The 12,124-nt window shown below is 37.3% G+C and carries 7 protein-coding genes; 5 read left to right on the plus strand and 2 right to left on the minus strand.

The annotated features are described in order from the left end of the window. Positions 1–450 precede the first annotated feature (450 nt). Positions 451–2,097, plus strand: coding sequence for an FAD-dependent oxidoreductase (locus tag E1171_RS17330; RefSeq protein WP_155207316.1), 1,647 nt, complete (start codon positions 451–453; stop codon positions 2,095–2,097). Here the strand turns inward: E1171_RS17330 and E1171_RS17335 are convergent. Continuing rightward, positions 2,087–3,082, minus strand: coding sequence for a DUF3078 domain-containing protein (locus E1171_RS17335; RefSeq protein WP_155207317.1), 996 nt, complete (start codon positions 3,080–3,082; stop codon positions 2,087–2,089). The genes E1171_RS17330 and E1171_RS17335 overlap by 11 nt on opposite strands. 341 nt (positions 3,083–3,423) lie before the next feature. After that, positions 3,424–5,355: a YgiQ family radical SAM protein gene (locus E1171_RS17340; RefSeq protein ID WP_155207318.1), complete on the minus strand. Its 1,932-nt coding sequence runs from the start codon at positions 5,353–5,355 to the stop codon at positions 3,424–3,426. Positions 5,356–5,731: 376 nt separating this feature from the next. Here E1171_RS17340 and feoB point away from each other — a divergent pair, with 376 nt between their 5' ends. The 4 genes from feoB (at position 5,732) to E1171_RS17360 (ending at position 11,963) form a co-directional block, all read left to right on the plus strand. Then, entirely contained in the window at positions 5,732–8,242 is a 2,511-nt protein-coding gene (gene feoB, locus E1171_RS17345) for a ferrous iron transport protein B (RefSeq protein WP_155207319.1), read from the plus strand. A gap of 3 nt (positions 8,243–8,245) precedes the next feature. Then, the gene (locus tag E1171_RS25015) at positions 8,246–8,422 is read left to right on the plus strand and encodes a FeoB-associated Cys-rich membrane protein (protein ID WP_155207320.1); all 177 of its coding nucleotides are present in this window, start codon (positions 8,246–8,248) and stop codon (positions 8,420–8,422) included. Between the two features lie 538 nt (positions 8,423–8,960). Continuing rightward, on the plus strand, positions 8,961–10,598 hold the full coding sequence (locus E1171_RS17355; RefSeq protein ID WP_155207321.1) for a TldD/PmbA family protein: 1,638 nt from the start codon (positions 8,961–8,963) through the stop codon (positions 10,596–10,598). A 48-nt stretch (positions 10,599–10,646) separates the two neighbouring features. Further along, positions 10,647–11,963 (plus strand): TldD/PmbA family protein, encoded by a 1,317-nt coding sequence (locus E1171_RS17360; RefSeq protein WP_155207322.1) that lies wholly within the window; start codon positions 10,647–10,649, stop codon positions 11,961–11,963. Positions 11,964–12,124: the final 161 nt, after the last annotated feature.

The raw sequence follows: 12,124 nt of genomic DNA on the forward strand, positions 1-12,124 counted from the left end.
CTGCGCTCTAACCAACTGAGCTACCTCGCCAAAACGGAGTGCAAATATAGTCTTATTGTTGGCAAAAATGCAAGTCTTTTTTCTTTCCATTTCCCCTTTTAATTAACTTAAATCAGTGTTTTTTCGGCTTTGGACTGAATTTTAGTGAGTTATACATTAATGTTTTTTTGAAATTTTTTTGAATTAATTTTTTATGCTGCCCTTATTTCCAAATTGAGAACAATTTAAAGAAATAACCCTTTTCTAAAGATCCATTCGAATATTTAACCCTAACTAAGATTAGCCTTCAGATTTCAATTTAAGGTTTACCCAAGTTAATTTGATATTTAGGGATGGATTAATTTTTTGATTATTACTAACTTTATCAATCTTATTTTCAATTGGGTTTCTTTCCTTTCTTCACAGGCCCTTCCCCGTAACTTCTATTAGTTCCATTAAAATGAATTTGTTTTGTCAAGCGACTCCCCTGAAGTATTGATTGTTGGTGCTGGTCCAACAGGTTTATCTTTAGCTTTGCAATTACATAGGTATAAGATTGCTTTTCGCATTATAGATCAAAAGAAAGGACCAAGCACAGAATCTAGAGCGTTTGGTATTCATGCTCGAACCTTGGAGATTTTTGATCAATTGGGAGTGATCAAAGAAATCTTAAGGGAAGGACAATCACTTAAGGGGTTTAATTACAAAACTGTTAAAAGAACAATACATTTTTCTGCAGAGGGGTTGATCCAAAGTAAATATGGTTTTATATGGATTTTAGCCCAGAGCAAAATTGAAAGTATCTTAGCGGCAAAATTGAGCGAGTACGGAATTGAAGTAGAGTGGGAGCATCAGTTAGAAGCTTTCCATGAGAAGAATAATGTCATTCATTGCCAGTTGAATAGAGGAGATGGAGAAGGTGAGGAAGAAAATGTTCATTACCTGATTGGTTGTGATGGGGCCCACAGCAAGGTAAGGGAAGGGGCAGGGATTCGGTTCTCTGGAGGGACTTATCCTAATTTTTGGCTTTTGGCAGATTGTTTTATTGACTGGGAAAAAAAAATTGATGGGGGACTTATACGATTTGACGCCCAAGGATTAACCGGCTTTATCCCTTTGGGGGAACATTTAGGAAGGTTAATGTTTGAATTGCCTGCTGTTAAGACCTTTGAAGATTTACCAAAACCTGATCTTAATCTAGTCAGGAAGGTGATGGTAGAAAGAGGCTTTAAAGCTTTAAAAGTAAATTGTGACGAATGGATTACTTTTTTTAAACTTCACCATAAAGTAGCTAGTCATTTTCAGAAGGGGAATATCTTTATTGCGGGAGATGCGGCCCATATTCATAGCCCAATTGGGGCTTTGGGAATGAATACAGGTATACAAGATGTCGCTAATCTGGCTTGGAAACTGTCTTTAGTGTTGAAAGAAAAAGCACCAAGGAAATTATTGGAAAGTTATAATTCAGAAAGAAAAAAGGTAGGTGCTAATGTGGTGAAATTCACGGATATGCTCATGAGATTTTTTAGGTCTTCCAATCCTTATTTAATTTGGTTAAAGGAGTATGTCCTACCTTTCTTTTTGGAAAAGAAGGTGGTAAGAAAACGTTTTTTTAATAAATTGTCTGGAATAAATATTGACTACAGTGGAAGTCCAATAGTGAATGATAGATGGTTGACTTCCTCATGGAAAAAAGTAGATTACAGAGTGAAAGCTGGTCAGAGGATTGATAATTATCAATTTAAACCTCTTCATTTTGAAAAATGCATATACTTGTTTGACTTATTGAAATCTGAGAATCACCAGCTATTATTACTTTCTGGATGTCCGGATGAAAGATTGGATTTAGTTAAGTTGAAGAATATTTATCGCCTGTGGATGGATGAGTATAGGGATGTGATAGATGTTCATTTTATTTTCCATGAACAATATGCCCTTAATTCAATAGAATATAAAACTTCAATTTTTATTGATTATGAAAATAAGCTACATAGTGCATTTGAATGTGAAAAGCCGGGCTTGATTTTAATCCGGCCTGATGGCTACATTGGTTTTCGATCACATCCCGTGGATCAATCCTATTTAGAGGAATATCTTTTTGATATCTTTAAAATGTAATTTGTAGATTCAGGGTAAATACTACCTTAAGTTGCATTCTGGGCCGTTCAATTTGAATTAAATCATCGATAACACGTATATTTCCTACTTGATTGTCATAAAAGAATTGGATATTTAAACTTGCTGTAAGCCACTTTCTTAACCTTAGATTAAAAATGCCTTGCCAGTTAGTGCTAACATTTCTTGTTGTGCCAAAGTAACTTACAAATAACCAAAAGTTAGTCTGAAAACTTAAATTTTCTGCAATCTCTTCAATTAGGTAGTAGAAGGTAACCATTCCCCCAAATTGAACCCTAAGGTTTTTTCCGGGAACAATAATGTTACCTCTTTCATCTCGAACAGCATTTAATACACCATAGGCCCCAGCGTCAGCTAGTCGTTGATCTAAAACAACCGTAAATTTGAGGGCTGCTGGCATTAATCCCACGTTAAAAAATTGATCGGGTGAATAAGCTATACCAGCTCCCAAATAAATATAAAGGGGGGCTGCAAACCGGGAAGTGGGGATATCACTGTCATCATCTTGGGAAAATCCAGGGGCAAATTGTGTTTTGGCAATGAGTGAAACTATCCAATACCAATGTTTCTCAAAGGCTTTTACTAAAAAGTCACTGTGGAATTCAATCTGATCATCGGTTTTTGAGACAGATACTTCTTTTGTAATGTTATCAACCGTTCGTGAAAAGCCGTAAGCTAGTTTTAGATTGTTTCTCCATTGTATATTCTTTTTGGCATAATTGGCATAAGTGAATAAAATGCTATTTAAAGCCGTGGAATTATTTCCTCCGGGTAACCAGTTTACAAAAAAGTTTTGGTTAAATTGGAGATTATAAAAACCCCCCACTTTCCAATACCGCATAGTGTCTTCAGGAAGAATTATTAACGGCTTATTTAAGTCGGAAAGGGTTTTGTCTTGAGGATCTTGTGCCATCGCCCAATATGTAGATAAGATTAAAATTAGGAGCGACAACCATAATTTATTCATAACCCTTTTCTAAATCATCCTCCGATACCATCGACCTATAGAGTCAGGTTTTGGTTTTTGAATTCAAAGTTTATAGTAAAAAGGGGTTTTAATACTCTATTGTTTATGAAAGAAGGTTATAGACTAATTTAAAACTACGGGAAATAACAATATGAGGGAATGAAAGGAATGTTGGGTTTAATAAGGACTAGGGTCTTAATGGGTTGAACCATGATTTGTGGAGTTAAAGTCTGATTGTGTTTTTTAATTGCACAAATAAAAAATGTTCATTAAAAAAGACTATGAATAATTTCATCAGTGACCCTTAAATCAATTTATTCCATAAATCATGGTTCAACCATTTATCCTCGAAACCTTCTTTTTTTAGACTTTTCCCTTTTTTGAAATGTCGTTTTTTTGGATCGCCGTTCTTTTTTTCCTTTTTGACCTTCAAATGGTTGTGGCTGAAGTAATCTATCCGCAAGGTCTTTTCTTCCTTCAGCTGCCAATTTATCTTTAATCCACTGATGGTTTTCTTTTTTGTACCAGAAGAAAAACCGGTGTTGATTACGTTTTTCTTTATCTGATTTGGCAGTGAAAACGGGTTTTAAGGTGTAGGGATGATATCCAGAATAATAAATGACTGTGGCTACTGTCATTGGAGTAGGGGTGAAATCCTGCACCTGTTCAAGTTGAAAGCCCATTTCTTTAGTTTCAGCTGCCAAGTTAGCCATGTCCGCTTCTTTACAGCCAGGGTGACTCGAAATGAAATAAGGAATTAAAGGTTGGTTTAGTCCATTTTTTTGGTTCACCTTATCATATTTCTTTTTGAATTCATGGAAATGTTTGAAGGCAGGCTTACGCATGATCCGAAGGGTATCTTCTGAAGTATGTTCAGGGGCTACTTTTAGTCTTCCAGAGATATGGCGTTTCACTACTTGATCCATATATTCATCGATGCTTTCATCGGCATGTTTATTATAACTCTTCGTTAAAAGGTCATAACGGATTCCACTTCCGATAAAGGCTTTTTTAACTTTTGGGTGTTTGTCAACTCTTTTATAAACCTTGGTCATTTGCTCATGATTTGTATCTAAATTGCTGCAAATAACTGGGTGTATACAGGAGGGACTCACGCACTTATCACATATTGATTGAACCTTTCCTTTAAGTTTATACATGTTGGCAGATGGACCTCCCAAATCCGAAATGTAGCCCTTAAAGTTCGGCATATTGACTACTTGTTCCACTTCTTTCATAATAGATTCTTCGGAGCGGCTGGCAATAAATTTACCCTGGTGGGCAGAGATCGTACAGAAACTACAACCTCCGAAACAACCCCTGTGCATATTGATTGAAAAACGAATCATTTCAAAAGCCGGGATGGTACCTCTTTTTTCATATTTGGGATGTGGCAATCGGGTGTAGGGAAGGTCAAAAGAAGCATCAATTTCCCTTTCAGTCATGGTTTGATAGGGAGGATTGAGCACTAACATTTGATCTCCTATTCCCTGGGAAATCCTGCGGGCATATAATTTATTGGATTCTTGTTCTACATTTTTAAAATTAGCAGCAAATGCTTTTTTGTCTCTTAAGCACTTTTCGTGAGAATTTAACTCAACGGTTTCCCACTTTTTAACTTTTGGCAAGGGAGCTAGTCGATCCTGTAAAAAGGCCGTTTGAGGAATATTTTTAATGGAATCAAAAGGAACTCCTTTGCTCAATAATCTTAATATTTCCTTTAATGGTTGTTCTCCCATTCCATAAATAAGGAGGTCGGCTTCACTGCTTTTTAATATAGAAGGCATCAACTGATTCGACCAATAATCAAAATGAGTAACTCTTCGCAGAGAGGCTTCAATTCCACCAATTACGACCGGAACATCCGGGTAAAGTTCTTTTAAAATTTTGGAATAAACGGAAGTGGCATAATCCGGTCGGTATCCCGATTGACCACCTGGTGTATATGCATCAGTAGATCTACGTCGTCTATTGGCGGTATAATGGTTCACCATGGAGTCCATACATCCCCCGGAAATGGCAAAAAACAGGCGTGGTTTTCCCATTTTTTTGAAATCTCTTAAATCATCCTTCCAGTTGGGCTGAGGCACAATGGCGATACGATATCCTTCACTTTCGATTATTCTTCCAATTACCGCTGAACCAAAAGTGGGGTGATCGACGTAGGCATCTCCAGAAAATAACACTACATCTAATTCCTCCCAACCACGCATCTCAACTTCTTTCTTGGTGATCGGAAGCCAATCCGTCACCGGCCTTTTATTTTTATCCATAGGATTGCAAAAATAGAAAATTTATAGGATTAACTGCTTTTGAGGTGTAAACCATTATTTGATATTGCCGATTTATAGAATTTAAGTGAAAATGTTTATTCCTTATTACCTAACTAGGTCTTAATATGAAGAATTTGAGTAACATTGGAAAAATTGGCTCCTCTAGTTTTTCCTCTATTTTTAACATTGTTTTTAATTGTTAATTGCTTTAAGTGCAGTAATATAGCCTCATTTTTTAAGGGCATTTTCAAATTTTTATCCTGTTGGTCCCAGATTCTTTAGCTAGTTTTATTTGGATTTATTAAAAACAAGGGTGTAATTCGTCAAAATAATTGTACAAGAATCCTGAGTTTTTAGGAAAAAAGATTTTGAAATAATGAAGCTGTCTGAGCTTGAAATAGGGGAATCCGCAGTAATAAGTAGAGTTGAAGGGAATGGGGCTTTTCGTAAACGCCTTACGGAAATGGGTTTTATTAAGGGAAAAGATGTGTTTGTCGTAAAAAAAGCCCCATTAAAGGATCCTATTGAGTATCAGATCATGGACTATAAAGTTTCTTTGAGAAAAACGGAAGCTGATCTTATTGAAATAAAAACAATTATTGATGAACAAGATTCAATAGGGAATAATTTTTTTGGAGTTCACCGATTGGAAGAAAGGGTCAGTGTTCTAAAAAAGGATAAAAGGAATATTAAAGTAGCCCTTGTGGGTAATCCAAATGCCGGAAAAACCACTCTCTTTAATTTAGCTTCAGGTTCAAAAGAACGTACAGGTAATTACACTGGCGTTACCGTTGATACGAAAACTGCAAGGTTTAAACAAGATGGCTATACTTTTCATATTACCGATCTGCCAGGAACTTATTCTCTGACTGCTCATAGCCCTGAAGAATTGTTTGTTCGCCAGCATTTATTGGAGGAAAACCCTGATGTAGTCGTAAACATTATAGATGCTTCCAATTTGGAGAGAAATTTATACTTGACAACTCAATTAATGGACATGGGGGTCAAGGTGGTGATAGCTCTAAATATGTACGATGAACTATTGGAGGGCGGGGATCAACTAGATAATAAAGGTTTGGGGCAAGCTCTTGGAATTCCCATCATGCCAACGGTAAGTTCAAAGGGAAAAGGAATAAAAGAGCTTTTTGCTAAAATTTTGGAAGTCTATAAGGAACAGGTTAATAGTAATAGGCTCAGCCTCCATTATGGAAAAGAAGTAGAGTCATCTCTTGAAAGAATTCAATCAAGGTTGGTCAAAACCCCCTTGCCTATGTCTTTAAAGGGGCTTTCTACACGCTTTCTGTCCATTAAGATTTTGGAAAAGGATGAGGCCATCAATAGAGAATTGAAAAAGACTATGGGAGCCGATGAAGTGGTTTCTGTAGGAAGGAAAGAGGTTCAAAGTATTGAACAAAAATTTGGGGAAGATAGTGAAACGGTATTGACGGATCAAAAATATAGTTTCATTGAAGGGGTTTTAGAGCCGACGCTTAAGAAGAATAAAGTCAATAAAAAGCGCTTGTCGGATAAAATCGATCTCTTACTTACACATCGGATATGGGGTTTTCCCATCTTTCTATTTTTAATGTGGTTGATGTTTACCCTCACTTTTAGTTTAGGGCAAATCCCCATGGATATGATCGACAACGGGGTGGCAGCTCTTGGTGACTTTATTGTATCCCATATGGATGATGGACCTTTGAAGGGGCTTTTAGTGGACGGTATTATTGGAGGGTTAGGAGGTGTAATTGTTTTTTTACCCAACATTATGATCCTCTTCTTCTTTATTTCTTTAATGGAAGATACAGGGTATATGGCTCGTGCGGCTTTTATCATGGATAAATTCATGCACAAGCTAGGGCTTCACGGAAAATCCTTTATACCTTTAATTATGGGATTTGGTTGTAATGTTCCTGCTGTGATGGCTACGCGAACTTTGGAAAATAGGAATGATCGCTTGCTTACCATGTTGATAAATCCATTTATGTCGTGTAGTGCCAGATTACCCATCTACATTTTATTTGCAGGTGCCTTTTTTCCAGCCCATGCGGGAACATTGCTCTTTGTGATCTATTTGATAGGGATATTATTGGCCGTGGGGGTGGCAGTGTTTTTCAAAAAAGTGATTTTCAAATCGAAAGAAGCTCCCTTTGTGATGGAATTACCTCCCTACCGTTTGCCAACTTTAAAAGCCAGTATTATTCACATGTGGAATAAGGCCTCTCAATACCTAAAAAAAATGGGTGGAGTAATATTGGTGGCCTCCATTTTAGTTTGGGCATTAGGATATTTTCCCAGAGAGGTACATTTCTCTCAGGATTATGACCAACAAATAGAAATGTTGCAGTCCCAGGAAGTTTCGTCTTTAGGAGGTGAAAATAGTATTGTCAGCGAGAAAATAAAGCTGGAAAAGGCTGATCAAATAGAACAAATTGAGGAGAAGAAAGAACAAGAACGCTTTGAAAAGTCTTATATCGGTCGATTGGGAAAATGGATTGAACCAACGATTCGACCTTTAGGATTTGATTGGAAGATGGGAGTCAGTTTGCTGACGGGAGTGGCCGCCAAAGAAATTGTGGTAAGTACAATGGGTGTCCTTTATCAGGCTGGGGAAGATGCGGATGAAAATTCTCAAAGTTTAATGCATAAATTGCAAGAACATACCTATCAAGAAGGTCCCAATAAGGGGCAGAAAGTATACACCCCTCTGAAGGTTTTTGCATTTTTGATTTTTGTACTGATTTATTTTCCTTGCGTTTCGGTGGCAGCTGCGGTCCGGAAAGAAGCTGGAAGCTGGAAGTGGGTGGTGTTTATACAATCCTATACAACCGTCTTGGCTTGGGTAATGGCATTTATTATTTATCAGCTGGGAAGTTTAATCATTTGATCTATGGTACAGGAAATTATTACTTATTGCATTATTGGGATAGCTTTCTTATTTGTTTTATGGAAGATTTTGAAATCTTTTAGGAAAAAGTCCTTAGACTCGGCTTGCAGCTCTGGTTGTTCTTCCTGTACTTTTCAGGAAAGTTGTAATGGAGCTAAATTTGTTAAAAAAGTTGAGTGAAATTTGGGGTTTGAAAAAGTAAAAAGAATGTAAACTTTTTAATCCATTTAGAGGACCGTGGTAGAAATTATGAATCGAGGTTAATCATTTTGAGTAGGATTATTGTTTCCGTATTTGTTTTATTTTCAGGTTATTATAAGTGATTATGGCTGGTTAGGTATTTTTAATAGTGGCTTTTGCAATTCCATTCTTCCAATAAAGTAACCTGAATCCCTCTTTTTTAAGAAATCCCTTTCTTCATTCCCTTTGTCACTCTCTGTCTTTTCTATTTTGAATAGTCATTTATTGTTCATATTATTATGGTTGGACTAATTGTGGTAAGTCGAATTTTGGCGTATTATAATTAAATCTACCTTTAAGTTAAATAGGAGTTAATTTTTAGAATCTAGGCTATTTATTTTCCGTGTCTTAATTAAAGGGGAATTATTTCTTAGGCCTTTTTCATTTTATTTTTTTAATTCCTTAAACTTAAATTTCCATAGTAGTAGCAATTTATTAAATCAATTTTTCACTTTTAACCATTACAGGAGGACAACCTTTGAAAAGAAGAGATTTTATTCAATTGGCCGGATTAGGGGCCGGCGGAGCTATGCTCTCTGTGCCTTTGCTTGGTCATGCCCTACCTTTGGAAGCGAATACCGCTCCGGTAGATGCGGCTATTAACAAACGTTTAGCCGATGTGGCTATGAATGCAGCCACTTCGAAGGGCGCTACTTATGCGGATGTTCGGATTGGCCGCTACCTTAATCAATTTATTTATTCCCGTGAGGATAAGGTCCAAAATATTGTTAATACAGAGTCTTTTGGTGCCGGTATTCGAGTAATAGCAAATGGAACCTGGGGTTTCTCGGCCACTAATGAGGTGACTGATGAAGGAATTGCAAAAGCGGCAGAACAGGCTGTTGCCATTGCCTTAGCAAATTCGAAAATCCAAAAGGAGCCGGTTAATTTGGTTCCCTTGAAAGGACATGGGGAAGTGAGCTGGAAAACACCTATTGAAAAGAATGGTTTTGAAATTCCGGTAAAAGAAAAGGTTGACCTTTTGTTAACAGCCAATTCTGAAGCCCTGAAAAATGGAGCAAATTTTGTTACTTCGGCTCTTTTTCTTGTAAATGAGCAAAAATATTTTGCTTCTACTGAAGGCTCTTATATTAACCAAGATATTCATCGGATTTGGCCAACCTTTGGCGCAACGGCAATTGATAAAGAAAATGGCAAGTTTAAGTCTCGTCAGGCTTTATCTGCTCCTATGGGTATGGGTTTTGAATACATGGATGCTCGACCAGAAGGAAAAGTAGGAGGTCCGGCGGGTCTAACACATTATGGGAAATATTATGATATGATAGAGGATGCGGCTGCAGCAGGTAGACAGGCGAAGGAAATGCTTACAGCCAAATCGGTAGAGCCCGGCAAATATGATTTAGTACTGGACCCTAACCATTTGGGGCTAACCATTCATGAATCTGTTGGTCATCCACTTGAGTTGGATAGGGTATTAGGTTATGAGGCCAATTATGCAGGAACTAGTTTTGCTACCTTAGATAAATGGAAAACCAAAAAATTTAATTACGGAAATAATTTGGTAAATCTTTTTGCTGATAAAGTTCAGCCAGGATCCCTTGGGGCGGTTGGCTACGACGATGAGGGGGTAAAAACCAAAAAATGGGATTTGGTTAAAGAGGGAACTTTAGTGAATTACCAGGCTATTAGAGACCAAGCACATATTATTGGAGAAAAAGAGTCGCATGGTTGTTGCTATGCCGATAGTTGGAGTTCTGTACAGTTTCAAAGAATGCCAAATGTTTCTCTTGCTCCAGGTAAAGAGAAATACTCTGTTCATGACATGGTAAAAGATGTAGAAAAGGGGATTTATATTGTAGGTAGGGGGTCTTTCTCTATTGACCAACAGCGCTATAATTTCCAGTTTGGAGGAACACTCTTTTATGAAATTAAAGACGGAAAGATTACTGGAATGTTGAACGATGTGGCTTATCAGTCTAATACCCAGGAGTTTTGGAATTCATGTTCTAAAATATGTGATGAAGATGACTATCGATTGTTTGGATCCTTCTTCGATGGGAAAGGACAGCCTAGTCAGATCAGTGCAGTTTCACATGGAAGTTCTACCACCCGTTTTGACGGTGTTAATGTCATTAATACAGGTCGTAAGATTTAATGGCTAATTTTATAATTGAGTGTAAAATTTAAATCTAGAAAATATCAAATGGCAATATTATCCAAAGAGGAAGCTAAAGGAATCATGGAAAAGGTCCTTAGCTACTCACGGGCAGATCAATGTATCGTTACCATTTATGGAAATGAACGCGGAAATATTCGTTATGCCCGAAATACAGTTTCTACCTCTGGTGCAGAGTCCAATGTTGACCTGGTTGTAGAATCCAGTTATGGTAAAAAATCAGGAATAGCCACGATCAATGAGTTTGATGAAGAATCCTTAAAAAAAGTCGTAAAGCGTTCTGAGGAATTGGCAAAATTAGCTCCGGAAAACCCAGAATTTGTGGAAGCTTTAGGCCCCCAAGTTTATAAGGAATCCAAGCAGGCTTTTAAATCCACAGAGGAAATTACTCCTGAATACCGTGCTCAAGTGGCCGCAAGTAGTATTAACCAGGCTGCTGAAAATGGCTTGGTTGCAGCAGGGTTTTTTGAGGATTCAGTGGACTTTGCGGGAATGATGAATTCCAAAGGACTTTTTGCTTATGAGAAAAGTACAGATGTTAGCTTTACTCTAACGGTTCGGACAAAGGATGGCTCTGGTTCGGGATGGGTTAGTCGTGATTTTAATGATGTAAGTAAGTTTGATGCTGCTAAGGCCTCTTCCATTGCTGTTAAAAAAGCAGCGTCCTCAAAAGAGGCTAAGGCACTGGAACCAGGGAAATATACCGTTATTCTTGAACCTGCCGCATCTGTAGGCCTATTGGGCAACATGGCTAGAAATTTGGGAGCAAGGCCCGCAGATGAAGGCCGAAGCTTCCTTTCTAAAAAAGGAGGAGGAAATAAATTAGGAGAAAAGCTTTTCGACGAAAGAGTTAATGTTTATTCCGATCCATTACATCCTGAAATTCCATACTCCACATGGAGTAATAACGGTCTTCCTCGGGAGAGAATAGAGTGGATAAAGAATGGTGTTGTAAAAAATCTTTATTATAGCCGGTATTGGGCTAAAGAAAAAGGAGTTGATCCGGTACCTTTTCCAGGCAGATTTATAATGGAGGGCGGAAATCAATCTCTTGAGGAATTAATCAAGGGGACCAAAAAAGGTATTTTAGTGACTCGTTTATGGTATATCCGGTCCGTTGACCCACAAACTTTGCTTTATACGGGATTAACAAGAGACGGTACATTTTATATTGAGAATGGTGAAATCAAGTATCCTATTAAGAACTTTAGGTTTAATGAAAGCCCTGTAATTATGCTAAATAACCTTGAAGCTTTAGGTAAACCTCAACGGATTGATGGAAGTTTGATTCCACCAATGAAGATTAGAGACTTTACCTTTACTAGTTTGTCGGATGCGGTATAACTTTAATCTCAAATAAATTATAAAAACCGAGTATAGAAGGAGAGGAATTGTCTATTCTTTTGAAAATTTTTTAAGGAGTTTTCAAATGAGAGAGATTCTACTCCTTCTTAATTTTTGTTAACTACCTTTTTAAGTCTTTTTTTGAGCGTATTAATTTTTTT

Origin of the sequence: Xanthovirga aplysinae (genome assembly GCF_009711365.1) — a bacterium.
GTDB classification, from domain to species: domain Bacteria; phylum Bacteroidota; class Bacteroidia; order Cytophagales; family Cyclobacteriaceae; genus Xanthovirga; species Xanthovirga aplysinae.

What these genes read in the sequence shown, in the direction of transcription:
- E1171_RS25015 (WP_155207320.1), top strand. Translation starts at nt 8,246, where the DNA reads ATGGTACAGGAAATTATTACTTATTGCATTATTGGGATAGCTTTCTTA.
- E1171_RS17340 (WP_155207318.1), bottom strand. Translation starts at nt 5,355, where the DNA reads ATGGATAAAAATAAAAGGCCGGTGACGGATTGGCTTCCGATCACCAAG.
- E1171_RS17335 (WP_155207317.1), bottom strand. Translation starts at nt 3,082, where the DNA reads ATGAATAAATTATGGTTGTCGCTCCTAATTTTAATCTTATCTACATAT.
- E1171_RS17360 (WP_155207322.1), top strand. Translation starts at nt 10,647, where the DNA reads ATGGCAATATTATCCAAAGAGGAAGCTAAAGGAATCATGGAAAAGGTC.
- feoB (WP_155207319.1), top strand. Translation starts at nt 5,732, where the DNA reads ATGAAGCTGTCTGAGCTTGAAATAGGGGAATCCGCAGTAATAAGTAGA.